This is a genomic window from Streptomyces sp. NBC_01707, from assembly GCF_041438805.1.
In the GTDB taxonomy this organism is placed as follows: domain Bacteria; phylum Actinomycetota; class Actinomycetes; order Streptomycetales; family Streptomycetaceae; genus Streptomyces.
In genome coordinates this window covers 3,401,828-3,427,968 of the sequence record NZ_CP109190.1, presented here as the reverse complement: position 1 = coordinate 3,427,968, position 26,141 = coordinate 3,401,828, and the positions used below count along the sequence as shown (strand labels likewise).

29 protein-coding genes and 1 riboswitch are annotated in these 26,141 nt (G+C 66.2%); of the genes, 6 read left to right on the top strand and 23 right to left on the bottom strand.

All coding sequences use genetic code 11. The features are described 5' to 3' along the window. The first annotated feature begins 62 nt into the window (after positions 1 to 62). Positions 63 to 644, top strand: a complete 582-nt coding sequence (locus OG963_RS15365; protein WP_371799171.1) for a hypothetical protein — start codon at positions 63 to 65, stop codon at positions 642 to 644. 340 nt (positions 645 to 984) lie between these two features. On the opposite strand, the gene OG963_RS15360 is transcribed toward OG963_RS15365, so the two are convergent. Then, on the bottom strand, positions 985 to 1,488 hold the full coding sequence (locus tag OG963_RS15360; RefSeq protein ID WP_371799170.1) for a hypothetical protein: 504 nt from the start codon (positions 1,486 to 1,488) through the stop codon (positions 985 to 987). Between the two features lie 1,016 nt (positions 1,489 to 2,504). Here OG963_RS15360 and OG963_RS15355 point away from each other — a divergent pair. Continuing rightward, positions 2,505 to 2,978 (top strand): hypothetical protein, encoded by a 474-nt coding sequence (locus OG963_RS15355; RefSeq protein WP_371799169.1) that lies wholly within the window; start codon positions 2,505 to 2,507, stop codon positions 2,976 to 2,978. Between the two features lie 147 nt (positions 2,979 to 3,125). Here OG963_RS15355 and OG963_RS15350 read toward each other — a convergent pair whose 3' ends face one another. From OG963_RS15350 to OG963_RS15285, 14 genes are all read right to left on the bottom strand, one after another. Further along, the gene (locus tag OG963_RS15350) at positions 3,126 to 4,394 is read right to left on the bottom strand and encodes a tyrosine-type recombinase/integrase (RefSeq protein ID WP_371799168.1); all 1,269 of its coding nucleotides are present in this window, start codon (positions 4,392 to 4,394) and stop codon (positions 3,126 to 3,128) included. Between the two features lie 79 nt (positions 4,395 to 4,473). Further along, positions 4,474 to 4,716, bottom strand: a complete 243-nt coding sequence (locus OG963_RS15345) for a helix-turn-helix domain-containing protein (protein WP_371799167.1) — start codon at positions 4,714 to 4,716, stop codon at positions 4,474 to 4,476. A gap of 299 nt (positions 4,717 to 5,015) precedes the next feature. Then, on the bottom strand, positions 5,016 to 6,557 hold the full coding sequence (locus tag OG963_RS15340; RefSeq protein ID WP_371799166.1) for a YfjI family protein: 1,542 nt from the start codon (positions 6,555 to 6,557) through the stop codon (positions 5,016 to 5,018). Continuing rightward, entirely contained in the window at positions 6,554 to 6,934 is a 381-nt protein-coding gene (locus tag OG963_RS15335; RefSeq protein WP_371799165.1) for a hypothetical protein, read from the bottom strand. Before OG963_RS15335 ends, OG963_RS15340 begins: the two co-directional genes overlap by 4 nt. Continuing rightward, complete coding sequence (locus OG963_RS15330) at positions 6,931 to 7,800, bottom strand: DNA primase (protein ID WP_371799164.1); 870 nt, start codon at positions 7,798 to 7,800, stop codon at positions 6,931 to 6,933. Before OG963_RS15330 ends, OG963_RS15335 begins: the two co-directional genes overlap by 4 nt. Then, positions 7,797 to 8,903 carry a DNA cytosine methyltransferase gene (locus OG963_RS15325; RefSeq protein WP_371799163.1) on the bottom strand — a complete coding sequence of 369 codons (1,107 nt, stop codon included), beginning with the start codon at positions 8,901 to 8,903 and terminating at the stop codon, positions 7,797 to 7,799. The genes OG963_RS15330 and OG963_RS15325 overlap by 4 nt, the downstream gene beginning before the upstream one ends. A gap of 87 nt (positions 8,904 to 8,990) precedes the next feature. After that, positions 8,991 to 9,590, bottom strand: coding sequence for a hypothetical protein (locus OG963_RS15320; RefSeq protein WP_371799162.1), 600 nt, complete (start codon positions 9,588 to 9,590; stop codon positions 8,991 to 8,993). A 12-nt stretch (positions 9,591 to 9,602) separates the two neighbouring features. Beyond that, complete coding sequence (locus OG963_RS15315; protein WP_267001827.1) at positions 9,603 to 9,791, bottom strand: hypothetical protein; 189 nt, start codon at positions 9,789 to 9,791, stop codon at positions 9,603 to 9,605. A 37-nt stretch (positions 9,792 to 9,828) separates the two neighbouring features. Then, the gene (locus OG963_RS15310; protein ID WP_371799161.1) at positions 9,829 to 10,080 is read right to left on the bottom strand and encodes a hypothetical protein; all 252 of its coding nucleotides are present in this window, start codon (positions 10,078 to 10,080) and stop codon (positions 9,829 to 9,831) included. A 140-nt stretch (positions 10,081 to 10,220) separates the two neighbouring features. Continuing rightward, on the bottom strand, positions 10,221 to 12,458 hold the full coding sequence (locus OG963_RS15305; RefSeq protein ID WP_371799160.1) for a cell division protein FtsK: 2,238 nt from the start codon (positions 12,456 to 12,458) through the stop codon (positions 10,221 to 10,223). A 95-nt stretch (positions 12,459 to 12,553) separates the two neighbouring features. Then, a complete protein-coding gene (locus tag OG963_RS15300) occupies positions 12,554 to 12,940 on the bottom strand; it encodes an RRQRL motif-containing zinc-binding protein (RefSeq protein WP_371799159.1) in 387 nt (128 codons plus the stop codon). After that, positions 12,940 to 13,590, bottom strand: coding sequence for a GGDEF domain-containing protein (locus tag OG963_RS15295; RefSeq protein WP_371799158.1), 651 nt, complete (start codon positions 13,588 to 13,590; stop codon positions 12,940 to 12,942). Before OG963_RS15295 ends, OG963_RS15300 begins: the two co-directional genes overlap by 1 nt. Then, entirely contained in the window at positions 13,587 to 14,591 is a 1,005-nt protein-coding gene (locus OG963_RS15290; protein WP_371799157.1) for a DUF2637 domain-containing protein, read from the bottom strand. Before OG963_RS15290 ends, OG963_RS15295 begins: the two co-directional genes overlap by 4 nt. Beyond that, complete coding sequence (locus tag OG963_RS15285; RefSeq protein ID WP_371799156.1) at positions 14,588 to 14,881, bottom strand: hypothetical protein; 294 nt, start codon at positions 14,879 to 14,881, stop codon at positions 14,588 to 14,590. The genes OG963_RS15290 and OG963_RS15285 overlap by 4 nt, the downstream gene beginning before the upstream one ends. A gap of 678 nt (positions 14,882 to 15,559) precedes the next feature. Between OG963_RS15285 and OG963_RS15280 the strand changes: the two genes are divergently transcribed. Next, entirely contained in the window at positions 15,560 to 16,330 is a 771-nt protein-coding gene (locus OG963_RS15280) for a helix-turn-helix domain-containing protein (protein WP_371799155.1), read from the top strand. Further along, positions 16,327 to 16,800, top strand: a complete 474-nt coding sequence (locus tag OG963_RS15275; RefSeq protein ID WP_371799154.1) for an NUDIX domain-containing protein — start codon at positions 16,327 to 16,329, stop codon at positions 16,798 to 16,800. The genes OG963_RS15280 and OG963_RS15275 overlap by 4 nt, the downstream gene beginning before the upstream one ends. Here the strand turns inward: OG963_RS15275 and OG963_RS15270 are convergent. The 7 genes from OG963_RS15270 to OG963_RS15240 all read right to left on the bottom strand — a co-directional run bounded on the left by OG963_RS15270 (position 16,788) and on the right by OG963_RS15240 (position 23,141). Further along, entirely contained in the window at positions 16,788 to 17,354 is a 567-nt protein-coding gene (locus OG963_RS15270) for an HD domain-containing protein (RefSeq protein ID WP_371799153.1), read from the bottom strand. The two genes, OG963_RS15275 and OG963_RS15270, sit on opposite strands and share 13 nt — an antisense overlap. Before the next feature lie 11 nt (positions 17,355 to 17,365). Continuing rightward, positions 17,366 to 17,812, bottom strand: a complete 447-nt coding sequence (locus tag OG963_RS15265) for a GntR family transcriptional regulator (RefSeq protein WP_371799152.1) — start codon at positions 17,810 to 17,812, stop codon at positions 17,366 to 17,368. Between the two features lie 256 nt (positions 17,813 to 18,068). Continuing rightward, positions 18,069 to 19,979, bottom strand: a complete 1,911-nt coding sequence (locus OG963_RS15260) for a hypothetical protein (protein WP_371799151.1) — start codon at positions 19,977 to 19,979, stop codon at positions 18,069 to 18,071. Then, a complete protein-coding gene (locus OG963_RS15255; RefSeq protein WP_371799150.1) occupies positions 19,976 to 20,542 on the bottom strand; it encodes a hypothetical protein in 567 nt (188 codons plus the stop codon). The genes OG963_RS15260 and OG963_RS15255 overlap by 4 nt, the downstream gene beginning before the upstream one ends. Beyond that, positions 20,539 to 21,741 (bottom strand): dsDNA nuclease domain-containing protein, encoded by a 1,203-nt coding sequence (locus OG963_RS15250; protein ID WP_371799149.1) that lies wholly within the window; start codon positions 21,739 to 21,741, stop codon positions 20,539 to 20,541. The genes OG963_RS15255 and OG963_RS15250 overlap by 4 nt, the downstream gene beginning before the upstream one ends. Before the next feature lie 261 nt (positions 21,742 to 22,002). Further along, complete coding sequence (locus OG963_RS15245) at positions 22,003 to 22,185, bottom strand: hypothetical protein (protein ID WP_371799148.1); 183 nt, start codon at positions 22,183 to 22,185, stop codon at positions 22,003 to 22,005. After that, the gene (locus OG963_RS15240; protein ID WP_371799147.1) at positions 22,182 to 23,141 is read right to left on the bottom strand and encodes a hypothetical protein; all 960 of its coding nucleotides are present in this window, start codon (positions 23,139 to 23,141) and stop codon (positions 22,182 to 22,184) included. Before OG963_RS15240 ends, OG963_RS15245 begins: the two co-directional genes overlap by 4 nt. 277 nt (positions 23,142 to 23,418) lie before the next feature. Here OG963_RS15240 and OG963_RS15235 point away from each other — a divergent pair, with 277 nt between their 5' ends. Further along, positions 23,419 to 24,039: a hypothetical protein gene (locus tag OG963_RS15235; RefSeq protein ID WP_371799146.1), complete on the top strand. Its 621-nt coding sequence runs from the start codon at positions 23,419 to 23,421 to the stop codon at positions 24,037 to 24,039. 228 nt (positions 24,040 to 24,267) lie between these two features. Here OG963_RS15235 and OG963_RS15230 read toward each other — a convergent pair whose 3' ends face one another. Beyond that, positions 24,268 to 24,609, bottom strand: coding sequence for a DUF6233 domain-containing protein (locus tag OG963_RS15230; RefSeq protein ID WP_326626902.1), 342 nt, complete (start codon positions 24,607 to 24,609; stop codon positions 24,268 to 24,270). 230 nt (positions 24,610 to 24,839) lie between these two features. Here OG963_RS15230 and rlmN point away from each other — a divergent pair, with 230 nt between their 5' ends. Then, the gene (gene rlmN / locus OG963_RS15225) at positions 24,840 to 25,946 is read left to right on the top strand and encodes a 23S rRNA (adenine(2503)-C(2))-methyltransferase RlmN (protein WP_030928354.1); all 1,107 of its coding nucleotides are present in this window, start codon (positions 24,840 to 24,842) and stop codon (positions 25,944 to 25,946) included. 35 nt (positions 25,947 to 25,981) lie between these two features. Further along, positions 25,982 to 26,098: riboswitch (TPP riboswitch) on the top strand. The last annotated feature ends 43 nt before the right edge of the window (positions 26,099 to 26,141 follow it).

Sequence of the window (26,141 nt, the reverse complement as noted above, 5' to 3'; positions counted from 1 at the left end):
GACCTCACCCGCCGGCAGAACTCCCGCGACACCGAGGCCCGCGCCAACCGCTGGGGAGTCTGATGCCGCGCAGTTACCTCGGCATCGACCAGTCCTGCAGCGGCTGCGCCATCGTCACCTACACCCCGGCCACCGGCCACACCGGCGTCGAGCGGTTCGACTTCTCCCCCAAGACGGCCGGCACCTGCCCGCGGCGCATGGTGCACGTCCACTGGACTCTGCGCGAGTTCTTCCACGCTCAACGCCTGGCCGGCACGGTGGGCGCCGTCGCCTTCGAAGGGTACGCCTACGGCGCAAAGTTCAAGCGTGAGGAAATGGGCGAACTGTGCGGCGTCCTGCGCCTGGCGCTCGTGCAGACGTGGCACCCGGGCCTGCTGCACGCGGTCGCCCCGCCGTCCGTCAAGAAGTACGTCACCGGCTCCGGCCGGGCCGACAAGGACAAGATGCTGCTCGCGGTGTACATGCGCTGGCAGTTCGAGGCGCCGAACCACGACGTGGCCGACGCCTACACCCTCGCGCGGATCGAGGCCCACCTGGACCCCGAGCTCCGTGTGGAGCCGCCCGAGCTGAAGTTTCAGCAGGAGGTGCTCGACACGGTGCGCGGGACGAAGAAGTCTCCTCGCCTGCAGACAGGGCCCAGTTAATGGCCGCTGGTCACGGTGAAAGTGCCAAAGCAAGTGGTCCCGTCAAGGGTCGTGAACTTCACCGAGTGAGGCCCGGGACGTGTCGACTGGGGCACGGTGCCCAAGAAGGCGATAGCCCGACCCTCGTTATTGACCGGGAGTGTGACTGGTTCAGACAGCCCTCCCCAGTCAACTGTGACCGTAGAGTTTGTAGGCAAATCGCTCACTATGGCCTGGACACCATCCCGGCCAGCGACTACCGGGGGTCCTCCCGCCCTGACGTGACACTTAGCCTTGGGCTCTTCCGTCGTCTTGGGCGGCGGTTTCGGCGGTGTCTGCCCCCAGCAAGCTGGCTGAAAGATTATCGGCTCCTTCCAGTTGCACGTGATGAGGCCCCCATCGGCTGTGCTCGTGTGGTCGCCGAGGACGCGGTGGCCTCCGTCTCCGCCACCAGGGACGCGGTGGCCTCCGTCTCCGCCACCAGGGACGCGGTGGCCTCCGTCTCCGCCACCAGGGACGCGGTGGCCTCCGTCTCCGCCACCAGGGACGCGGTGGCCTCCGTCTCCGCCACCAGGGACGCGGTGGCCTCCGTCTCCGCCACCAGGGACGCGGTGGCCTCCGTCTCCGCCACCAGGGACGCGGTGGCCTCCGTCTCCGCCACCAGGGACGCGGTGGCCTCCGTCTCCGCCACCAGGGACGCGGTGGCCCCCGTCTCCGCCACCAGGGACGCGGTGGCCCCCGTCTCCGCCACCAGGGACGCGGTGGCCCCCGTCTCCGCCACCAGGGACGCGGTGGCCTCCATCTCCGCCGGGCCAGTCGCCTCCACCGGGGTCGCGGTGGCCGCCGTCTCCGCCGGGCCAGTCACCGCCACCGCCCCCGCCGCCACCACCGCCGGGCCAGTCGCCGCCGTCCCCGCCGCCGTCCGCCGGTGCTCCGGCCGTTATCTCATTGGGCGATGGGGAGGCTGCCACGGCAGTGGTGGCTCCTGTGGAGGCGAGGAGCCCAGTGGTGAGGAAGGATGCGCAGATGAGCTTGGGGATTTTCCGGCGGACGCTGGTAGTCATGACGATGTCCTTGTGCGCGTAGAGGATGCGCTTATGGCGATGGGCTTTATCCTCCCGGGGGTCAGTTTCATTGAAACGGTGACAACTCGCGGCGCCCCACCCAGAGTTGGACGGCCGCCGTCAGTTCCCCCACATGCAATCGACCCGGCGGCCAAGCCTGGGAGACGCAAATGCGGTTGACGCCCCCGCAATCTCGAACGAGGGCGCTCACGCCCTGACCGCGCCTACCAGCCGCGTCGTGTACAGACCTCCCTGTACGTGTACACCCATGTCCGCGTGCGGTAGTTGTAGACCCGCTGCTTGGTGGTGGTGCAAACGGTATTGCCGCGTCCGGGGTCCCGGCCACACTTGCGTGGGTGTTGGTCGCACCACCGGCTGCTTGGTACTGATGCGGTGGTCTTTGATGCGGTGGTCTGTGGTGCCGCCTGGGCTACGGGCGCAGCTATTGAAAAGGCAAGCGCCGAGGCCAAAAGAGACGCACACGCCAACCTGGGGATTCGCCTACGCGGATTTCTGGTCATGATGGTCCTTGTCTTGTGGCGACCCCCGAGTTCTGCTGATCCCCCGTAACTCCACGCTCCGCCCATTGCTAACCTCTCGCAAGTTCCTCCCTGTCCACCGGCCGAGTTGCGCGGCTGCGCTGGCTAAGCCTGGCTGCGTAGGTGAGACCGGAGAGTGCTTGTAGGCGGTTTCGGAGAGCGGTCTGAGTCTTTGACCTTCTGGAATGTGGCTGAGGACTGGCAGCAGGCAGTTGCGTCGGAACGTGAGTGACGTCAAGCAAATGTTGACCGTAGGCTCTGGGCGAGAGGCAGGTGCAGTGGACATCACGGTGCAGTGCATCAAGACGTCCTGGACAAAGCAGTCTCGGGGCGGGGAGGCCGCTGCCCGCAGGAACGCGGCGCCGGTCGGCTTCTCGTTGCCTCAGGTGCCCCCTGGGTTTGCCGACTTCGTCCAGATGTCCGAGCGTGACGGCTTCGAGCTGCGTTCGAGCCAGAAGGACCTTCGCGAGATCGGTGTCAGCCTGCGGGACGAAGGCGATCGGCTCCGAGTGCTAGCTCGTGTGGAGCCGCTCTTCGGCTTGCCTCCTCGGCCGCGCAGGCCGCCGGCAGTTCGACTACTTCCCGGGCAGCGGGTCCGCTGGCAGTTGAACTACCGGTTCACCAGCGCGCTGGGAATCCGCGGGTGGTGGTACTGGCTCGACACGTTCAACATCGCTTATGGCCACGTCGACTGGGATGTCTTCCTGTCGGAGCCGACTGTGATCGTCGATGAGTGCGGGCCAGTTCGATAGAGCAAGCGGACTGGGCTCAGACGGCTGCTCGTTCTGCTTGGGCGCGGGTGGTGGCGAGCGGTAGGAGTCGGTGTCGGCTGTCGCTCACACCGGATACCGCGTCAGGGGCCGTGGGCCTGGCCGCTGTCCCGCTACCTCGCCTGTGTTCTATGCGGCTTGGGCCGTACCTGGCCCGTTATCACTCTTGCTGGCGCTCTCGTAGAGCCTGTTCACGGCCTTCCGCGTACGGCCTTCACTGCTCGGCATGAGGTGCGTGTACACCTTCAGAGTGAAGCCAGGGTCCGTGTGACCGAGGTAGTTGCTCAGAGCCTTGATGTTCTCTCCCGCGTCCAGGAGCACGGACGCGTAGAAGTGCCGTAGTGCGTGCATTCCGTGCTCGCGAGCCGAGGGCAGAGGCTGCCCCTTCTCCTCCGGTTTCGTGATGAGCCCTGCTGTAGCAAGGGCGGGTTTCCATGGGCTGATGTTGAAGTTGCTTCGGTAGACGTGGTTGCCGCGCGGGCCCGTGAAGACAAGAGATCGGGTGAGGGGCGGTCCGTCAGGCTTCAGCCAGGGGAGAGTCACGCTGACGGGCGGGTATCGCTTGATGTGCTGCGCCAGCACCTGCCCTACCTGGTCGGGTAGCGGCACATCGCGGGTCTTCTCCCCCTTTGGCAGGGCGAAGAACGACCGGCCCTTCACCACCTTGATTTGCAAACCAACGTGCAGCCAGCCCGTAAGGAAGCCCACCGCGTCAACGGGGAGCCCGAAGATCTCGCCCTGCCGCAGACCGCATCCCGCACCGACATCCACCATGGCTTGGTACCGCTGGGGAAGTGCCTCCCGTACGGCGAACGTCTGCTCCCTGGTCCAAGGTGTGACGCGCTCTCCGCTCGGCTTTGGTGCCTTGACGGAGCTGGATCGGCAGGGGTTCCGAGGAATGAAGGTGTCGTCAACGGCCGCGGTCAGCACAGCCGAGACCGTCGCGAAGATGCTCCGCCGGTACGACGACGCCAACCCGGCGTCTTCCAACTGGCGCGTCCATGTACGGATGTGGCTCGGCCGGAAGGAAGCGAGCGGTCGCGACCCGAGGTAGGGGAAAGCGTGCAGTCGAAGTTGTGTCTCCGTGGTCGCCCGAGACGCCACGTTCGAGGTCTGAGCGGCGATCCAGCGTTCCGCGTACTGCCGGAACGTGGTTCGGCTGGCGGCCGGATCGATGTAGTGGCCGCGTGACATGTCGGCTTCGATCTGCGCGAGCCACTGTTCCGCGAGGCGCTTCTGCCGGTCGGGGAAGGCCTTCGACTGCTCTGTGCCGTCGGGGCCCACATAGCGGGCGCGGTAGCGACTGCCGTTGCCGTGGCGATCAGTCTTGGTGCGGGTGATCTTGCCATCGGGGCCAGTCTCGGTCTTGTACCAGCGGTCTTGGATGTGGCCTGCCATGGGTGGCTGCTCCTAGGTGACATGGGGCAGGGGCACGGCCCGTGTGGGTCGTGCCCCTGCTGGTGTGATCGTCTATCGGTTAGGCCGCGTCCGTCTCGATGAGGCTGTCGGCCCAGGCGCGGACGGCGGCGGGGTCGTAACGCAGGTGCTTGCCGATGCGCATGGCCGGCGGCCCGGTGCGCTTCTTGCGCCAGGCGTAGACGGTCTCGACGCTCGGCAGGCGGAACATGGTGGTGAGGTCTTCCGGGGTCAGGTAGTGGTCAGGGAGTCCGGCGCGCAGGGTGCTGAGCGCGTCAGGCTGCTCGGGGCGGGTGTGGGTCACCGGGGCTCCTCGGGCGGGTCGGGTGGTGCTGAGGGGCTGGGATCGCTGACAGAACTGACAGAACCTCGCCGGTATCCCGCTGACCTGCCGTTTCTCCGGCCTTGAGTGCTCTGACAAAACCTCGAAAAACTCTGACAGAACCTCCGGACGGAGGGTTCTGTCAGAGCGCCCGTTTCCGGGCGGGGAGGTTCTGTCAGAGTTTTCGGAGGTTCTGTCACAGCCGTGATCATGGGCGTTTGCGCAGGTCAGTGGGTTGGAGCGGGGGTTGTGTCAGTTCTGTCAGCGGGTTGGGGGTTCTGTCACGCGCCGGCGAGCGGCGGGGTGACGCTGGGGTGGGTGTCGTAGCGAGGCGAGGGTGGCCGGCCGCCACGGCCGGTTCGCGGGGGCAGGGGCTGCTGCCGGACCCATCCGTGCTCTTCGAGCAGGTCCAGCGCGGGGTCCAGATCGGTCATGACGGGGAAGTCCCCGCGCGCCAGGCCCCGGAACAGGTCGCGCTTCGTGAAGCCGGACAGGCGCTGTTCCTTGAGGTGGGTCAGGAGCTGGTGGGCTGCTTCCTGTGCGGGGTCGGCGCCCATGTCGTCGAAGACCTCGACGGCGTGGGCAGTGAAGTAGTCGCCCAGCTCGGTCGCGGCGGCCATGGTGGCCGCTTCGATCGGGAGCTCCCATCCGTTGTCGGGGTGGGTGGCCAGGTGGATGAGGGCGGCGATGCGGGCCACGGCCCCGTCCCTTTTGCTGGCCCACTTCACGATCGGGGCGAGTGAACCACCCTTGCCGATACGGGATTCGGTGACCTTCTGGTAGGCCAGCATGACCGAGTCGGCCTCGGGGGTGAGGGTGAGCAGGGCTGGGTCGGTCCAGTCCGCGAGGACCATCGTCAGGCCACCGAGGCGCTGGGCGTAGGTGGCGGTGGTCTCTTCGGTGATGAGCTCCGGGGTGAGGTTGCGGGACCCGACGAGAGAGACGGGCTTGGCGTAGAGGAACCGTGCGAGCAGGCCTCGCCCGTCGGCTCCCTTGACCCGGCCGATCGAGTCCAGGACCTCGGGCTGGATGGCCAGGGCCATGGTGACGGCGGGGTTCTCGATGTGCTGGGCGTCGCGGCCCTGGCGGTTGACGCGGGTCATGTCTCCGGCGTGGCCCTTGAGGAAGATGCCCATGTTCGGGGCGCCGGAGTAGCGGCCGGCGATGATGTCGAAGATCTCGCCTTCGGCGGACATGACGCTGATCCGGCCGCCCTGCTCTGCGAGCAGGGTGGCGAGGCTTTCCGGGGTGACGTCGTCCGCGACCAGCTGAGGCTTGCACGGCACGGTCAGTTCTTCGGCCTGCTGGGCCAGGTGGACGGCGTCGGCGGTGAGCTGGTCCCGCAGCCCCAGTTCGGCCGCTGCTGCTTTCTGAGCGGCCTTGTCCGCTGCTGCCTTGGCCAGACGTGCCGTGGTCTCGGCCTCCGCCCGTAGGGGGCCGGACAGTTCCACGAGCGTCTTCTCGACCGCGAGCAACGGGCCGGTCATCAGGGCGAACACGGCGGACTTCCGATTGCCGGGCGGCAGTGCGACGGCGGTGTAGAGGTTCACCGGCTCACGCCAGTGCCCGCGCACGCACACGGTGGCACGGCCGCCAGCCGCCGTCGCGATGACGCCCAGGGCCAGGCACCCGGCCAGATCGGCCGGGGTCTGCGTCTCCTCGGCCACCGCAGCGACCATGTCCCCCAGCCACGACGGCAGCGTGTGCACGGGGAAGGCGGGCAGCGCCCGGCGGTGGTTGAAGGGTACCGGCTCGTCCCACACGGGGCCGGTGATGGACTCGGGGTCGAGGGCGTCGAACCCCTCCCACAGATCGGCGGTCATGCGGCCTTGCTCCCTTCCGTGTTGCCGAGCAGCGGGCAGTGTTCGGGGTGGTCGGTGTGGGCTTCGATCAATGCGAGGACCCCGGCTCGGCCTGTGGCCTTCCGATCGAATCCGCACGCGCACCAGGAGCGGGCGGACGGGGTCGCGGAGTAGGACGGCGGGGCGACGATGTGCAGCCACCGGACCGCACGACGGGGCTGGTCGGTGCCCGTGGGCGGCTGCTGGTCAGGGCGGACAAGACGAAGCGGACGGCCTGCGGCCGACGACTTCTGGGCAACAGCCGCACGCCCGGTATGGGGCTGCTGTTCTGGGGCGTCCGGCAGGCCCGTCAACCCGAGCTGCTCGCCCTCCGGGAGGGCGATGGTTCCGTCGCTCATGCGGCCCTCCCCGTGTTCGTGTTGAGGCCGTTGGCAACGGCGCGTTCCGCGTACGCCTCGGGGACACCGACGGAGACGGCTGCGGCGACGACCTGCTGCCCCAGGGCGTCCAGGCCGCACGGTCCGGGGCACCGCACGTGCTGCGCAGCCAGGAACTGAGCCACCCCGAACGCCTGCGAACCTGCGCCCGACTCGGTGCGGGATCGCACCAAGGCGATCCCTCGCTCCAGGCCGGTGTGCACATACCGCTCGGTGTGCCGGCAGCCGGTGGCCACGGTCGCATCCCACACGGCGCGCTCAGGGGTGGAAGAGACCACCTCCCCCCGGGCGGGGGTGGTCTCTTCCCTCTCGACCAGGGCCAGGGCGGCCGACGGCAGCTGTGTGATGGTGCCAGTGCCGGGCCCGAGCCAACGGGCGTAGGCCATGGACGACTTGATGTCTACGCCCGACCGGACAGAGTTCGCCGATCGCATCGCACCCAGGTAGATCCAGTGCTCTCCGCGGGTCGTGGGCACGGTTCGGGTGGCAGGCAGGGTCTGATGCGCCCAGGCGACGGCTTGCGCGTTGTCGAGGTCGACGACGGTGAGGTTGGCCCCGCCGGGGTGGTAGGCGACGGCCTGCGCCTGCGCCCAGGCACGTAGCCACGGCGGTGAGGTGAGTGTGTGGGTGTTGGTGGTGGCGGCGGCCCAGCCGTGGCAGACGCCGGGGCACGCGCATGGCCCGGACGTCTTCATGACCGGCCGGCCGCCGCACGCGTTGCTGGTGCAGGGGCGGCAGTTGCCGAACGGGAGCTTCCCGGCCCGTAGCGGCAGGACCGGGACCGCGCGGGCGGCCAGATCGAGGGCGGTGGTCAGGTGGGTGCTCATGCGGCCACCTCCAGCGGGGCGGTGGTGTTCCACGGGGCGGGCACGGCTCCGAGGAGTTGCCCGTAGGCGTGGTGGGCCTGTTGGGGGACGACGCCGTTGCCGAGGATGCGCAGTTGTTCTTTGCGGGGGATGTCGGGGACGGCGGTGACCCAGCCGGTGGGCAGGCCCATGAGCCATTCGGCGAACGCGGGAGTGATGCGGCGGTTACCGGTGCGGCCCACGTCGGTCGGCTCGGGGGCACGGCGGTTGAGGATGCCTTCCCAGCGCCGGATGGCAGGGCTGTAGTCGACGCCGTCGACAGAGATCCACCGCTCGTCGGACAGCAGCCAAGCGAAGTCCGTGAGCGTCTTGCCCGAGTTGAACTTGGCGCCCGGCCTCCGCTTGGCGGTGTAGTTGCGGGTGCCGCGCGAGTCGGCGACGGTCGGGGACGGAAGCAGGCTCAGGACGCCTTCTCGTCCGGTGTCACCGGCAGCCTCGTCACCAGCGTTCGCAGGTTCATCCCGCCCTTGCGCTTCGGAGACGTGCCGGGGCCGCCAGTGCCGTCGGAGGTCGTGGGGGTCGGCATCAGCGGGATGGGCAACTGCGAACCACCGGTCCCGCTGGTGCGGGGCGCCGACTTCGGGGTCACCAGCTCGTAGACATGTCCACCGGACGCCATACCCGATCGCGGCCAGGTCCGCGGCGACGACGTCCAGCCCTCTCGAGCGGAGCGCCGCCACGTTCTCCAGGAAGACGTAGCGGGGTCGAAGGACGCCCACAGCTTGAGCAACGTTCTTCCAGACCTTCGACCACTGGCCATTGATGCCGTCCTTTCGTCCTGCGTTGCTGATGTTGCGGCACGGGAACCCGGCTCCGATCACGTCGGGCCGATGCAGGGCCCGAACCTGGTCCCAGTCGATCCGGGTGATGTCGCCGAGGTTCGGGATGCCGGGGTGATGGGCGGCGAACACCTTCGCGGCGTAGGGGTCGTTCTCGGCGTAGGCGACGGGCACCGCGCCGATGCCGGCACCGAGCGCGGCTTCCAGACCGCCGTAGCCGGCGCACAGGGCAACAGCCCGTAACGCCTGATCCGGCACTCGCCGGATCGGGACAGGTTGAGTCATGCTGGATGCCTCCAGTTCTCTGATGTGAGGTGCTGGACGAGGGCGGCCCCGGACCATTGGCGTGAGAAGGGGCCGCCCTCGGCACAGCTACTGGTCTGCGGCGGGGAGTTCGGGGAGCCCCGCGCGGGTGAGTGCCTGCGGGTCGAAGCCGGGCAGGGTGGCGCGGGCGGTGAGCGCCTGCGCGAGGGCGTCGGCGTAGGCGACGGATTCGCGGGCCACCTCGATCTGTGTGCGGCTGCGCAGCATCTCCACCCGCTCGATGTGCGCATGGTCCTCGCGCCGGACAGTGGTCTGCCGCTCATACGCCACGGTGGCGCGGCCATCGGTGCGCCAGTAGCGGGCCGCGATCCCGTACGCCACGGCAGTGGCGAGCACCCACAGCAGCAGCGGCAAGGAGAGTCCGTCGGCGTATCCGGCGACCCCAGCCAGCGCGAGCCCACCAGAGGTGGCGAACGCGGTTGCGGCGAGCACTCCGTCACCACCACCCCGGCCCGTAGCGGCGAACGCGCCAGCCGTCGCGGCCCCCGCGGCGAGGACGACCATCAACGCAGCGTTGCCGACAGAGTGTTCGGCTCCGTTGGCATTCCAGATCCGCCCCAGAATCAGCACCGTGGATGTAGCAACGGCTGGGGCAGCCTTCGGGGCCGCGAGGGCGACCCAGTGGCGGGCGACAATCTGTTCGTTCATGGCGGGGTCCTCCTACAGGTCCGGGATGGCGTCGATGACGGCGGTAGTGAGTTCGTTGATGGGTCCGGAGGCGCCGGTGGAGGCGAGGAAGAACCCGAACATGACGGCGATGAACGCGGAGCCGTAGCCGAGGGTGTTGGAGCGGAGCAGGAAGAACAGGACCAGTCCGAACAGCAGGACCAGCGAGACGGTGACGGCCACGACGGGCCCCCTTCCGGTGTGGTGGTGCCGAGGTGGGTTAGCGGGTGCCGTCGCGGTGCAGGCGGGCGGCGACGTTGTAGAGGTGCCGGCCGACGCGTATCCGCTTGCCGGTGGCCATGCAGCGATGGCAGTCCTTACCGCGCTTGGCGCGCCCCTTTCGGTCGGTCTTGATGGCAAAGCCCCAGCCGTGGCACTTGCGGCAGTTCCCGAACGGCGAGGACGCACACAGGGATACATAACTGAGAGCGACGAAGAGGAGGAGCGCGCTAGCGAGCAGGGCAGGGGTCATGGCGGGGCCTCCGGGCCTGTTTCAGGGGTTTGTGCAGGTGGGCCGCTATGCGCTAGTGGCCTGATCAGATGCCAGATGGGCCGCTATCGGGGCTGCTATCGATAGCAGGGTGTGGCGCTATCGATAGCAGCCCCTGCGGGTCAGCTCGCGTCCCGATTTCCGTTACGCTCCGCAACTGCGGTGGCGATGTCGTCGCGCTTGATACCGCGCTTGTTGACGAACTTGCCGTCGATGCGGCGGCCCACCTGCCCGGCCGCGATGCCGTACGGCTTGAGTGCTGCGGTCAGGTGCGCGGTCTGCTCCTCACCGGACATGCGGACCCAGTCGCCGTACCGCTCGGGCCGCAGGTCCGCGAGGCGTTCGACCACGGTCTCGTTCCACACCTTCGACTCGTCCGCGGGGATGACCGCGAGGATGTCCGGCAGCAGCGAGTCCGCGGCGCCCTGACTGGCCTCGAACGTTTCCCCGAGCGCGTGCCCGGATAGGGTTCCGGCGGCTTCGCGCAGGCGGCGGGCCCGCAGCCCGATCACCTCGGCGGTGGGTGCGTCGACGTAGACGGACGAGACGATCCGGGCGTCGGCGCCTTCACCGACGAAGTAGTGGATGCCCTTGTCCTTCCAGCTGAACATCGTGGCCCGGATGCCCCGCTTGTAGCTGGACGTGCCGAGGACCATGTCGTTCTCCAGCTGCCCCATGACCTTCAGGCACCACCGGGCCGACGCGTTCGCGCTGATCCCGGTGGGCAGTGCCTTCGCGTCCGGGCGCTGTGTGGCCAGGAGCAGCACGATCCCAGTGGCGGGGCCGCGCTTGACCAGGTCGGTGCAGATTTCCTCGAACTCCCCGCCGTGCTTGGGGTGCTCGAACCACACCTGGCACTCGTCGACCCCGATGACGATCGGGTGCAGTCCGAGTTTCGGCTTGTTCGCCAGCTCGGACGTCACCTTCGACTCGGGGCAGATGTCCCGCGGCAGGGACCGGATCATCTTCGCCCTGCGGCGGAGTTCGGTGCGCAGTTCTCGCAGGTCAGCGAGCGCGTATTCGATGTCCTCGTCGTCGTCTCCGGCCCGGTGGCGGTGCGAGACGCGCTCGCCGACGGGGTCGAGGTCGCCGGTTCCCTTGAGGTCGTAGGTGTGGACCTCGGCGCGGGTGTCGAGGGCGGCGATGAGCAGGAGCAGGCGGAGCAGGAACGTCTTGCCCATGCGGGGGATGGCTCCGATGACGCCTGCGATGTACATCAGGGTGATGTCGACCCAGCGTCCGCGCTGGTCAGTGCCGAAGGAGACCGGCTTGAACAGGTCGACGGAACCGCCCTTGATCAGGGGCCATGCGGGCTTGGTGGCGGTCGACATGTCCTGGTCCCCGACCCAGAGGACCAGGCGCCCGGTGTGCTCGTCCGGGACGGCTTCGGGCCACACGCAGCCGAGTGGGCGGCGTAGGCCGGAGGCGAGCTTGTCCCTACGTTCGATCACGTCGGTGACGGTCACGCCGTACGGGAGGTCTCCCTCCGCGCGCCATCCGGGACCGTCGCGGGTGATCGGCGCGGTGAACGTGAACCCGTCCCGTCCCTTGCTCTGCACCTGGTTGATCGCCGTGATGCCGAGCGCACCAAGTGCCCGGAGCACAATGTCAGAGGTGAGCTTGGGTGCCTTGGTCATCTCCACGGCTCGGGTGATGACCGGTGCGTCGGCCTGCGTGCCGGCCGACCCGAGCGCCATTAGCACCGCCCCGACCGAGAGGGCTTGGAGCCAGCCGGGGGCGAGGACGTAGATGGCGAGCGCGGCACCGAGCCCAACGAACATGGCCAGCACTGTGATCAGGGTCCGCAGCCGGACGCGGCCGTCCCGCTGCCGGGAGAGCTTCAGATACTCGGCCGCGTCCTCGCGACGGACCGAGGCGAGTCGGACCGGCTCGCCCTCGCGGTCGGCGACCCACCGCATCGTCCCGCCCACGAACTTTGCCGCACCGCGCGGCGACTGGAACACGAGCCGGGCCGCGTAGTACGGGGAACGCAGCGCGTGGTACCCGGCCAGGTGCCCGTAGTGGCCTGCGGCCCAGCGGGCGGCGGTCTTGAACTCGGCAGCCGACCGCAGCCATGCCGGGACAATCGCCCGACGCTTCGCGCCCATGATTCGGCCCAGGAACCCGGGGCCGACTTCGGCCGGACCATCGACCATCAGGAGCTCGGTCGGGTCGCCCGACTCGGCGCCCGACCGTGTGGAGAACGAGTCGGCCGACCGGTCGGCGGTGGGGTCGGCCGACTCGGAACGGGCCGACCGTGCTTTGTCGAGGTCGACTACGTCCCCGCCCGAGTCGGGTGCGGCGGCTTTCATGTCGGCTTCGAGTCGGTTGAAGAGTTCGCTTTCGTCGTCGTGATTCACTGACAGTCCTTCCCGGACTACAGGGGTTGGAAGGGGTCCGGACGGCGCTTTGGACGGCCTACCGTCCGGACCTCGCTTGGCGGTTGCTGTGCAGTTCAAGCGGCGCGCTGTTCTTCGGGGTAGGCGCAGCCGGGGCACATGCCGAGCGAGGTCGGGATGCAGTACCCGACATCCACCCGGCAGGCGGGGCAGGTGCGCCGTGCGGTCATGGCTTTGGCGAGCGCGGCCCGCTTGGCCGGCGTCATCGGGCGGACCGGCTTGGCCAGCTCGATGCGGTACAGGAACGCGACCGCCACGCCTGCCTTACGGCGGCGGGAGCGGCGCATGATCTGTGCGGCGACTGCTTGTCCACCGGGGCGCAGCCCGCGGTCACGGAGTTGGCGGCGGGTGGCATAGCCGTCAGGGGCGAACTTCCATGGAAACGTCGGTATCCCGTGCATCGCGCCGGTCGGGTCGTAGCACTTGCCGAACGTCGGGGACATCAGGCGACCGCTCCCATCTCAGGTGCGGCCGTGCGAGAGCCGCGGCGGCCGGAGCGGCGACCGGTGACGGTGGCGAACAGCCTGCCTAGCCCTGCCCGGCGGACCCCCGCCCGGCCCTGCTTCGCGGCGTACATCGCCTCATCCGCCCGGCGCAGCAAACCCGACAGGTCATCGTCCGGGTGGTCGGCGGCACGGACCCAGCCCAGCGACACCGTGGTGTGCACCGCAGGATCGAGACCGTCCGCGGGGCGGGCGAGGACGCCGTGCAGGACCGCGAGGAGGTCGGCGGCGGTGCCGTGGTCGTCGAGGACGACCGCGGCGAACTCATCGCCCCCGAGCCGTCCAGCGACCCCGTGCCGGCCGACGTAGTGGGCCAGCCGGTCCGCGGTCGCCTTCAGTAGCGCATCGCCTGCGGCGTGGCCGTGGCGGTCGTTGATCTGCTTGAAGTGGTCAACGTCCGCGAGGACCACCACCGCCCGCGGATCCTTCAACAGGACCGTGGCCCGGCGAGTGAACCCGTCGCGGGTACGGAGCCCGGTGAGCGGGTCACGGCGGGCGGTCTGTAACCGTCGGCGCATCCATGCCGTGTGGACGGACCACCCGGCCGCGAGCGGTCCGGCCGCGGCCAGGGCGGTTAAGAGCGTGCTCATGCCGCCACCGCCCCGGGGGCGTCACCGTCGTTGTCCTGCTCGGTGTCGACGGCGTGCAGCGGCTGACCGGCGGCCCGCTCGCTTTTGAGGGTGTCGCGCAGGATGCGGGCGGTGGCCTGGGAGACGTGCACCGCGGCCCGGATCCGGTCCGCGGTCAGCTCCGCGTCCGTCCAACCGGTCGTGGTCGCCCGAGCTTCGGACAGGATCTCGTCCGGGGTCCGCTTGGTGTTCGCCTTGCCCGCCGTGCGGCGAGTCGGGCGCTTCGCAGATGGCTTGGACTCGACCGGGGGCTTGCCCTCGGGCTTCGGGTCCGGGGCGGGCGGTACTGCCTCGCTCGCGGGGTTGAGCTCCCCGAGCTTGAGCAGCACCCGTTCCGGGCGGGGCGTCTTGGACCGCCACAGGCGGCCGTGCCGCTCGCGCAGCTCGGCACGGGCCAGCAGGCGTTCCCGCTCGCGGGCCAGCGCGTCACCGTAGGAGGTGACCTCCCACAGCGTCATCCGGCGCCACAGGGCGAACGTCGACAGCGGGGCGAGCAGCCAGCGTGAGGCACGGATCTTGTCCATGCGGCGGCCGGTCACCGCACCGATCCGTACCGCGTAGATGTGGGCGGCGATCTCGGAGAACACGACCCACAGGAGCGGCATCGTGCCGTGGGCGACCTTCGCCCATGTGCCGTGGCCAGCCGAGACGTTCAGACCACAGGTCACCAGGGTGAGGACCCAAGGCACGAACCTGACCCAGGCAAGCCCCATGTCCATCCGGATCAGCATCAGGTTCGCCACGGTGAACACCGGGATCGCCAGATCGATACCGACCGGCAGCATCCACGGCGCACCGAACCCCCACCGCAGCGCGGCAGCGGACACGGCATCGAACGAGGAGATCAAGCCCAGGGCGCCGACCCCCGCCGCGGCGAGCGCACCGACCCCGGCCAGTCCCATTTCCGGGCGGGTCAAGGGCGGAACGGCCGGCCGATCCGGCGTCTGCGAAGTGGTCGTCATGCCGCTGCCGCCTTCCGGGACGGCCGACGACGACCGAACGGCCGCGGTAGCGGGATGACGTTGAACAGCTCCGGCGCGAACGTCTCGATCGCCTCGGCGGTGATCTGGCTCACACGGTCGGGGAAGTCGGGGTTATCCGCGAGGATGTCGCGGGCCGCGTCCAGACGGGCCGCACGCTCGCTCTGGCTCTCGCCCTCCACCCCAAGCCACAGCTCAATGGGGGTGCCAAGGGCCAGTTCGATGAACTCGATGGTGTTGGCCGCGACGTGTCCGGCCACAATGTTCTTCATGGGTCGTGGTTCTCCCTACGCGGTGGAACGGCCCAGAACAGCGGCCCCGGTGTCCAACCACCGGGGCCGCGCGCCGTTCAGACGAGATGAAGCGGAAGGCGATCTCCGGCTCCCCTCGACCCCGCCCGTACGAGACGGACGGAGGAGGCAACCGGCCGCTTCGCGAGGAAGCGGTCAGAGGTTCGGTTCTCCAATTCGCACGGCGCTGTTCGTTCCGGGGAGATCCGAAAATCCCGGAAGTCGTCGCAGCTTCAAGGTGTGCCGTAGCGGTTCTTTAGAGCCGATGGCGTGTCCCCCACACGGAGGGGTGAGGCCCGGTTGTGACACCGGGCCCGGTCTCGATCGGCTGGTCTCCACTCGCCTCGACCGGAACGGTCACGGCCGTCGTACTGCGGTGGATCACGCTGTGCAGTTGTTGAGCGGTGTGACAGAAGTGCGCGTTCGCCCATCGATGCCGAGCGGCATCCATGAGGAACATGTAATACCTGTACCTCATCATGCGGAGCGGAGTTCGCGCCGTCAAGCCCGCTGGCTGAGCGGTTCAGTCGTCTCTCTCGCTCGATGTGCTTCCAGACTGGCGCCGAAGCCAAAGACGATCGACCCCGCACATGTACGACTGGCAGACGTCTTCGCTACGGTGAAGTCGTCCCAAGTCGTCCCAGCGGGGGAGAGTGCGGCATGGCAAACGAGAGGCTTCGCGGAGCGATCGTTGAAAGCGGCCTGACACTTGATCAAGTGGCCGCAAGGTTAGGCGTGTCAGCCAAGACTGTTGAGCGCTGGATCAGCGACCCGAACCGCAAGCCCTATCGCAGATTCCAGTACGCCACGGCGTCGCTACTGCAATCCGAGGTGTCATATCTGTGGCAGGAGGAGCGCACGTCCGCCGAGGTGACTGAGGCTGGAAACGCTGAGCTTGTCCAGCTGTACCCACATCGCTCCGTCGTGCCGAACCGTCTGTGGCCACAGCTGTACGCACAGGCCAGGAACCACTTCGACGTGCTTGTGTACTCCGGCTTCTGGCTCACTGAAGACGCCGCGTTTCGCCAAGTAGTGAAAGAGAAGTCGGCGGCCGGCACCTCCATCCGGTTCATGCTCGGGGATCCGGACTGCGCCGCCGTTGCAACACGTGGGTCGGACGAGGGACTCGGACCCGCCATGGCCAGCAAGATTCGGAACGCCCTGCTCAACTACGGCTCACTGTTCGGGCTCCCGGGGGTCGAGTTCCGCCTTCATTCCACAACGCTCTACAACTCGATCTACAGGGCGGACGACGAGATGCTGGCGAACGGTCACCTGTACGGCGTCGGCGCGTACATGGCCCCAGTCCTGCACCTCCAACGCGTGCCAGGAGGAGAGCTGTTCGACACCTACGCTGAGAGCGTGGAACGCGTCTGGGAGTCCGCCCGGCCCATCTCCAAGCCAGACGACATCGGAGGCCAGGGCACATGAGCCGAATCGACCACTACAACGACCCGTCGGCCCCCCAGGCAAACTCGGTCGTTCCCTCGGTCACGGCAGTCGTCCGGGATGACAGTGGACGACTACTCCTCATCCACAGGACCGACAACAATCTGTGGGCACTGCCGGGCGGTGGTCACGATATTGGAGAGAGCGTCGCCGACACCGTCGCCCGTGAGGTGGCGGAAGAGACCGGGATTGCTGTGGTGGTCGACAGCGTCGTGGGTCTCTACACCGACCCGCACCACGTGATCGCGTACGACGACGGCGAGGTGCGCCAGCAGTTCTCGATCTGCTTCCGCGCTCGTCCGGTCGGTGGTTCGCTACGTACCAGCAGCGAATCGAAAGAGGTCCGCTGGATAGATCCAGCGGACCTCGATGGCCTCGACATCCACCCGTCCATGCGGCTGCGCATCACGCACGGCCTGGACGACTCACGGCGTGAGCCCTACATCGGCTGATCGGCGGCCTTGACCAGCGCGAGCCGCCCCTCGACTCGTCTTGCGGCTGCGTGGATTTCCGGGGCCGCCCGTTGGATGAAGCGGCCCACGATGGTGTCCGGGCCGTACCGCTTCACGATCTCGTCCAGCCGCTCGGATGGTGTGGTCTCCACGCCGTCCGGCGTCGTCGTCATGTCGCAGAACACAAGGGCGTCCACGAGCTCGGGGCGCTCAAGCTCGAACTCGCTCTCAAGCTCTTCTCGGAGTCCGCGTTCCTCAGCTTCGAGGACGGCGCAGGAGTGATAAGCCACAAGGCGAACGACCCGTTCGTCTGCCCCCTGCTTGCGGAGGAACCGGGCGCCGTCCAACGGATGAAAGCCCGTGACGGCCAGCGCGGGCGAATACCCGACGTCATGGAGCACAGCGGCAGCTTCCAGGAGTTCCGCGTCCTCGCCGAGAACCGGAGCAAGGGCCCGAGCCCGCTTGGCGACCCCGAGGGAGTGCGCCCACCTCCGGGGCAGCGGGTCCGACAGCAGCGATTCGGATAGCGAGTGCGCCCACTCATTCAGTCCCATGGCGACCAAGACTACGGCTGGCCGGCGGAAGCCGGGAGGGCACGCACCGTACGCCCCCTGCCGTGAACCGTGAGGAGCAATCCTGTTCCTTCCATCTGAGCAAGGCCACGTCGCACAGCGGTACGCGAGACGCTGAACCGCTCACAGAGCCTCGCCTCCGACGGGTAGGCGTCCCCCACCGCGAGCGAGTCGTCTTCGATCACGGAGATCATCCGTTCCACGAGGGGCCGCCGATCGCCGCCATGCGGGACGCGCCAGCCGACCCCGGGCACAGACTCAAGTGCACCTTCGGTTTCGAGGGCCTTGAGCGCACGACGAATCGTGTTCCGCGAGACACTATGGGCGTCCGCAAGTTCTGCCTCGGAGGGCAGGCCGTCGACGAACGCGCCCTCTTCGATTCGCTTCCGCAGAGCCTCCGAGATGACCAGGTAGGTTCCGCGCGGACTGGCCTCCGACACTTGGGCTCCTCTCACGTCTCCACCCCTATGGTGCCAAGCGTCCCATGGCGTCCGGCCACACATCAGCGCTGCTTCCGTGCTGCGTGTTCAGCCGCTTCACGGCTTTCACACAGCACGGGTGCGCGGCTACGGCCAACATACCGACGGACACCCAGGGCAGTCCGTGCGGCCCTACACCAGACCCAGCTGCGTATTGCAGGGCGTTCCGCGACTTAAGACGTTTCCGGCTCATCGGGAAGAAAGATCGTATGTGCGACTAGAAGCGTACGAGCTTATCTTCCTGGGTGAGGTGAAGGACTACTCTATCCTCCAGATCTCCCCAGAATTCTGACGGAGGATCATTATCCACGGCGATGATTTGCAACCGGTCACCGTACTCCGCAGCTACTTCGATTAGGAGTCGATACATGTCGTGGATTCGATCCTCATCGAAGCCCTTGCGACCGGCATTAGCTGAAAGGCCGTCTAGCACCAGGAGTCCAGGTAGTGGCAGGTCTAGGTCGATAGCAACGGCATGATGAGCCAACGAATGGGCCACGTTGACGAGGGTCTTTAGGCCTTGACTCGACAGCTCATCAAACGTGCGGCCACTGATCTCGGGCAGGTATGTTTTTCGGTTAATTACCACACTCAGATCCTCACTGAAAGTAGGGATATTGAGTTTGGTTAGATAGGAGAGGAGCTTCTCCTCCAGTGCACGAATCTTGACCTCGGCAGTCGACTCACCAAATTCACGCTCCGCGATTGCATCTTGGATTGTCAACTTCCTCTCTTCTAGCTCTAGCTTAGTTTGTGCTGTCCGCTTGAAGCGATCGACGAGGAGTGCGAAGTCCGCCAACTTTGCCTTTTCCGCCATCAAATAAGCACGGCGGGCAGCGCGAGACTGAATTTCTGTAGCGTTGTCAGAGATGAAAGACTCTGTACGTCCATTGAGTTGCGTTGCTAGTACGTGTTCCTGCTGAGTGAGGCTTGCGTATCGGGAACGCAGTGCTTCCAAGCTCTTCTCTCTGGAAGCCACGACCGATTCTGTCTCCTGGATCTGCCCGACAATCCTGTCCTGTTCGGCCAGGAAGGATTCCCTTGTTGCGCTGGGGCGTGGCTGTTGCAAGCAGAGGTAGCAGCAATCGTCCGTCGATCGCGCAGGAGTCACGTCGTTGCCGCACCTTGGGCAAACGATAAAGTCAAAGTCAACAAGCCATTCGTCGGATATGACAGCTCTAGTCAAGCGCGAAAACTGACTCTGGAGCTGCTCGCTCAAGTCGCGTAGGTCACCGACCTGTGCCTCGTTTCGACGAATATCCTCAGCTACCTTCCTCGCCTCCGATCGTCGACTCAGTAGATCGGAGCGAAGTTCACCAACATCAAGACTCTCGATAACACTCGTCGCAACGGTCGCAGCGTCAGATTCACTGGCCGCGAGCAAAGCATCAATTTCCGCGACACGATCTGCGATCACGTTCCGATCGGCGAAAGGCGTCTCCGCGAGAAATTTCTCTTGTAGCTCTCCCTCTCTCTCAATTGAGTTGATTTGTGAGTCAATCCTTTTGAGATCGGCAACCAAGCGTGCCACCTGTGCATCATAAAGGCCATATATAAGCTCAAATACCCATCGCCGCTTTTGATCGCGGAATGGGTGCAGGTGGCCGAATACTTGAGAGTCGATTTCATCGCCTGTGATTACACAGTAGCCCAGCCAGTCCGTGATGGTTACTGGCGTTAGACCCTCGGTAGGTTTCGACCTCGCTTGCGGTACTGAAACGACAGGGATCCCGGTCTGCTCGAGCAGGAACCGCCCAAACGAAGCTTTCGACCCTACGGCCGGCACGCGGAACGCGGCAGGCTCCGAATCTACTGTTTCGAACTTTTCAGCTACATCGACAGGCGCAGTGCGCGTGACTACTAGAGGGCGACTTACGAGCCATTCCCTTCCTCCAAGGCGCAACTCTGCTCGAATATCACTGATAGCGTCCGTCTCGGAAGGAAGGCCTGAGGGGACGGTACCCAGGAGTGCCCGCAGCAAGCGCACGAAGGTCGTCTTTCCGGTGGTGATGTTTCCATGAACCACATTGAGCCCTGATTTCAATGCAACTGAACGCCTGGCACCGACGAAGTCCACGTGGAGCACCATAAGCGTGTGGCTGCGTGAGGGAACATTTCTGGTGTTCACGTCAACTCCTCGTGCCAAGTAGAGTCGGCCACCTCGGGAAGTTCATACAGATATTTCTTCAGGGTGGATCCGCTTTTATCCAGATGCCTACGAAGTAGCTTGATCCTGCTATCGATTACATAGAAACTCTCGTCGTCCCGCAAACTCTCCGACAGATCCGCTCCTATTGCGGTTGTAGAGTAGCCGAGGCCGTTAGCGCTTTCCAGAGGTTCTACTCTGACCAGGCCCCGACCGATTAGAGAGCCCAGAACTGCGTAGTAAGAAGGATCCCAGGGCCCATACTTGTATCGCATCATCCGTGAGTCGAGCGGCGCATCCGTATCAAGTAGTTCTGGACGCTGAATTTCTACGCCAAGCTTCTCAAGGACTCGACTTAAGTGTTTTGGATAGCGCAGCAAGAAGTCCAGCTTCGCCAGCTTTACGCGGCCCTCAAGGCATCGCCCGATTCCCCTCGGCTTGTGGCTGAACCCATCGATCAATAGAAGCACGCGTGTTTCGGCCTCAGGTGTCGCACGAAACTTGTGACGCGGAATCGTTTCCCGTACGTCTAGAGATCTATTCATGCCGCTCTCCATGGGAATCGGCACGCATCCGACAGATGACACAAATATCCGTAGAGCTCAAGTCCGTCTCCCTCAAATAGGTCGGACTTATCAAGCTGACCAAGAATGCCCGGATTGCTTAGTAGTTCTGCGCTGATGTAATCGGCGGGTCGTGCAGCGGCTACAGGATTGGTGGCAGAATTCAAACTTGCTTTGTCTGCGATTGCGCGCGCAACAGTCAAAATTCTGGTGTCTAGCTTCGCGAACTGGCTGTCAACGTCGGAGCGACTGGCGAGGAGGAGTTGCCTGGATATATCTGCCTGCGCGCGCAAGTCCTGAGCTTGCTGTAGCACGGATGGACTGACGCCGGCGCGACGCATCTTAAGTTCCAGCATGGAGGTTATTTCGCCAGCTGACATGCGTTCCAGTAGGTCTTGATCGGTTTCGCTAGCCAGAGGTGGAGTCATCGACGTTATCTGCGATCTGCTCAGGAAATGAACTGCTAGATCATCGGGCACAGTTGGTTCGTCAGGAGACGCGACGCACTCAGCCACGAGGCGGCGCACTACGCCATTTGGAGGCTCGCCTGCCTGTGCTGCTGAGGCACCTTCGAGGAGCCGCGTGTACACGTCCTCTAGCTCGGGTATTGACTGGCCTGGCCAAAGTGCAGCCATCTCCCGAAGGATGACGGCATCGATGTGTGCTCGCGATGGCTGCTTGACATGAATGAATAGACGGCCGAGAAAATCGTCTATGTGGCCTCGAGGAAGACCCAGCGTGACCATCTTGGTGCGAAGTGCGCTAGGTGCAGTCGTAGGGTTCTCGAAGAAACTAACAGTTTCTTTAAGATCCGACATGGGTCCTTCGAGCCACAGTTCAAATGCAGAGTTTTCGTGAACGCCGACCTCGCGCGCACCCTTGTATGCGCGAATAAGCGAATCAATTCCATGGCCCTTGTCGCAAGTTGCGTTCGCACTCCACGACCCACGATCACGAGTTTTTAGCTGCGCAAATCGCACAAAATCACGGTAGATAATGGCTAGATCTTCGAGCTTCTCGCAAATGATCGCGATGGGGGCACTGTCGGATTTCAAGCATGTGAGCCAGTGCCGTACCGCTTGTTTGGCCTGCCATTGGTAACGTGCGAAGGTTCGGGTTCCAGTCTCTTCACTCTCCATCCTTGCGAGAGCTTCTAGCAGATTCTCTACCGGCTCCGCCATGCCCACCCCTTCGGCCCTGCCGTAACAGCTTGTAACGACAAGCTCACCCCTGCGGGATGCTACCGGCTTGATCGCATATGCGGCAGGCCTTCGCGCATGGGAGTCGGGTTCTAGGACTCCGAGCTGCGCTGCTCTGGATGCAATGCCGACACATCCGGGTCAAGTGCTTGCAGAGCCTGAGGTGCTCTCAGGTAGTTATCCAGGCGCAACAGGTCCCCCAGCGGAACTGGTAGGCGTCGGTCCGCCGGGGGAGGGGGGATGTCAGCCGCGGGTGACAGCGACCAGCAGCCCGGTAACGGTGGCTACGAGCATCATCGTGGCGAGGGCCCCGGCGAGCGGGGCGCACCAGGCGGGGCGGTGGAGGAGTAGGACTAGGACCCCGGCGCCGACGAGCAGGGTAACGATGCCGAGCAGCAGGCCCAGGAGCAGGGTGGTCACGGTCACGCCCGCTCCCACCTCTGGGCGGCGGCCGCGGCGGCGAGGGCGGTGTGCCGGGCGCCGAGCCGCTTAAGTTTGCGGCGGACTCGTTCGCCCAGTGCGGCCGGGTCGAGGCCGGTGAACTGCGCTGGAGCGAGCGCCATAATGCTGGATGCCGCCTCGGTCCAGCTGGTGACCTGCGAGTCGGCCCAGGCCATCGCAACGGCACGCTCGGCCGGCGTGAGGTCGTTAAGGACCGTTGCCACCCGCGGGTCGTCGGGCACGGTACCGGCAAGCATCTCGTACGGGTCTGGGCCGCCAGCGACGACGTCGTAGACCGTCAGACCGTCACCGAGGGCGAAATCCAGGCCCCACAGTCGTCTGCCGTTGACCTTGCGCTCCCACAAGGGGGTCATTTGCCGGTGGAGTACCCGGGTCTCGGCCTTGAGGTACTCCAAGGCGCCGGGACCAACCCGGCCATCGGTGTGCAGGGAGCCAACCCAGTCACCCAACAGGGCGGTGGAGACCGGCTCCTGCCATCGTGCGCCGCGCCACAACCCCAGGACCTCGGTCATGAACGCTTCGACCGAGCGCCCGTTCCCGGCCGCGGCGGCTTGCCGCGCGGCGAGGGCACGGGCAGTGCGCAGCACAGGGGCGGGGACAGGCCCAGAGGGGGACCGGAGCGGACCGGGCTGGCCGACAGGGTCCTGGCGGAGAGCCGGATCGTTCAGCGTGACGAACTTGGTGGGCGAGAGGTTTGCGATCTCGGGAGCAACGGTCCCGTCGGGACGGATTTCCATCAGGCCGCACTCCTCGGCGCCCCCGCTCTCAAAGGCGAACATCGGGATGTCGCCCCCCTTGCTGCGCTTCACGGCTACGTACGCCAGCAGGTGCCCCTCCAGTGCCGCCCCGACGAAGGGATACGGCTCGGGGGGCCTGGGCTTGATCTGCTGCTGGATTGGCCACGAGGTGCTGGTCGTCATCCGCGATGCTCCTTTACGAGGTTCGAGCCTTCACCCCTCGGTCCCGGCACGGCAGCGATCCGGCAATGAAACCCAGATCTCCCCCTGTGACGCTGATCACTCCTGATGACATGCAGTACCGGCGCTGGGCACCTACGACACTCAGAATGACCACCGCGGCGTCTCACCTCAGTCACCGCTCGGGCTGACAATCGGTCTGCCCGTACTGATCACCCGAGGAAACTTAGGCGCCGGTGCCAGCTGACGAAGGGGCACTCCGGCACGCCACACTCCAGGCATGACAGGAACGCTCTACCACTTCACCAACCCGGACGGCTGGGACAAGATCCGCTCCTTGGGTGTCATCACCCCACAGTGCCACCGTGCACCCCATGACCTCTTTGAAGGTCCTGTGGTCTGGTTGCAGGACACCGACAACGTCGACGACAACGGCTTGTCCTCATGGGACGACAAGAACGAGGTGCGCATCGCCGTCCGGCCCACCCTCTCCATGCAGTACTGGCCCGCCTGGAGGGCTGGCGTTGCCACGGCTACGACGCTTGGCAGGACGGGATCGCCCGAGTCTTGGTACGTCACCCGCAGGGGCATCCCAGAAGACGCCTGGGGCGAGGTCCTCAACCTCCGCAGCGGCGCTCCACTTCGATCTGGTCCGGCAACCCACAGCGTTGCCGACTGGGGCCACCTGCCCGACCTCGACGAGTGGGCCACGATGAAGCAGTTCTGGGACAGTCTCCAGCCCACCCAGCGCACTGCGGAGCTTGCGCTGTACCGGTTCCGCGTTGCCGAGGAGGTGAAGAGCGTCCTGGACAGTACCCAGAGCGAGCAGCGACGCAGGGCGGCCTGGCGCTCGATGATCGAAATGAGCGATCTTCTGGTGGGCCGCCCGACGACCGGATGACGTCTCCTGCGGCATATCCGTCAAAGCCTTCTTGGCACGCTTGGCCTTCCTCCGGGCCGTCTGTGGGCCGTCCGACGGGGGCCGACGATGACCGCCAACGGCCAATGACACCCACAACCACGCAGCTCTCCGGCATATTGCGGAGCGACGCCGCATCCCGCGGATGGGTGGCTCTATACCAGCGCTTCAGGAGCCGGAGACCGGGCTGTTGCTCCAACGGTCCGCGGTTCACAGCACTCCAAGCTCTCTGTCCGGCCGGCAGTAGGGGCAGGCCGTGATGCCGTCTTCCGTGAGCGCACGCAGGGCCTGCTCCCGGGTCATCGACTTCGTTCTCTTGCCGCCCATGCCGCAGTCTCCCGTGTGGACGGCGTCGGCATGGGACGTGCCGCCGGCGCGCTGCAGGGAGAGCTTCCAGTCGGGTGCCGGCGGCGGCAGGGTGCGTGCTGCCCGGGCGGCTGCGGCCTCGCGTTCTTCCAGTTCGGCGATGGTCCGATCGGTTCGGCCGAGCTGGTACGCCTGCCACTCGCGCACGATGCGCAGGCGATCCAGACGAGAGAGGTTTTCGGACACATATTCGATTCTAGGTCCCGGCGGGACGCCGTGCGCGCACCCTCTCTCTCGTGTAATCGGTCACTGTCCCTCGGAATCGCTGGGACGTCTCTGGGCCGTCTGTGGGCCGTCAAAGGGTCGCCGACGTCGACTAATGACGACCAACGACGACCGGTCGTCTATGCACCTCACCCGTCCTGACCTGGCAAAGGCCTCTGCCACCACGGCGTGTCTGCAACACTGGAGGAACCATGCCTAAGCCCGGAGAACTCACTTTCGTCGCGCCCCGCGGAGCCAAGAAGCCGCCGCGGCACCTCGCCGACCTCACGCCCGCCGAGCGCAAGGAAGCCGTCGCCGCGATCGGCGAGAAGCCCTTCCGCGCGCAGCAGCTGTCGCAGCACTACTTCGCGCGGTACGCGCACGACCCGGCGGAGTGGACCAACATCCCGGCCGGTTCGCGGGACAAGCTCGCCGAGGCGATGTTCCCCGACCTGATGTCCGTGGTCCGGCACATCAGCTGTGACGACGACACCACCCGTAAGACGCTGTGGAAGCTGCATGACGGGACGCTGGTCGAGTCCGTCCTCATGCGGTACCCGGAACGGGTGACGATGTGCATCTCGTCGCAGGCCGGGTGCGGGATGAACTGCCCGTTCTGCGCGACGGGGCAGGCCGGTCTGGACCGCAATCTGTCGACCGCGGAGATCGTCCACCAGATCGTGGACGGTATGCGGGCGCTGCGCGACGGAGAGGTGCCGGGCGGGCCTGCGCGGCTCTCCAACATCGTCTTCATGGGCATGGGCGAGCCCCTGGCCAACTACAAGCGGGTGGTCGGCGCGATCCGCCGGCTGACCGACCCCGAACCGGACGGCCTCGGCCTGTCGCAGCGCGGGATCACCGTCTCCACCGTGGGCCTGGTGCCGGCCATGCTGCGCTTCGCCGACGAGGGCTTCAAGTGCCGGCTCGCAGTTTCGCTGCATGCGCCGGACGACGAGCTGCGGGACACGCTCGTGCCGGTGAACACGCGCTGGAAGGTGCGCGAGGTGCTCGATGCGGCATGGGAGTACGCGGAGAAGTCCGGCCGCCGGATCTCCATCGAGTACGCGCTGATCCGCGACATCAACGACCAGGCCTGGCGTGGTGACCTGCTCGGCCGGCTCCTCAAGGGCAAGCGCGTGCATGTCAACCTGATTCCGTTGAACCCGACGCCCGGCTCGAAGTGGACGGCCTCGCGGCCCGAGGACGAGAAGGCCTTCGTCGAGGCGATCGCCGCCCACGGGGTGCCCGTGACGGTGCGGGACACCCGCGGCCAGGAGATCGACGGAGCGTGCGGGCAGCTGGCGGCATCCGAGCGCTGAAAGCGGCCCGTGTAATCTGGGCCGAAATCAATTTCATATTCCGACAGGGGAGCGCCACAGCGCTGAGAGTGCGGCACCGACGACAGGTTGGCCGCAGACCCTCTGAACCTCGCCCGGGTCATTCCGGGTAGGAAGTTCGGTCATCAACTCATGCTGTTGCGCCCTGCCCGCCTCCCGGCGGGCAGGGCCGCGTCT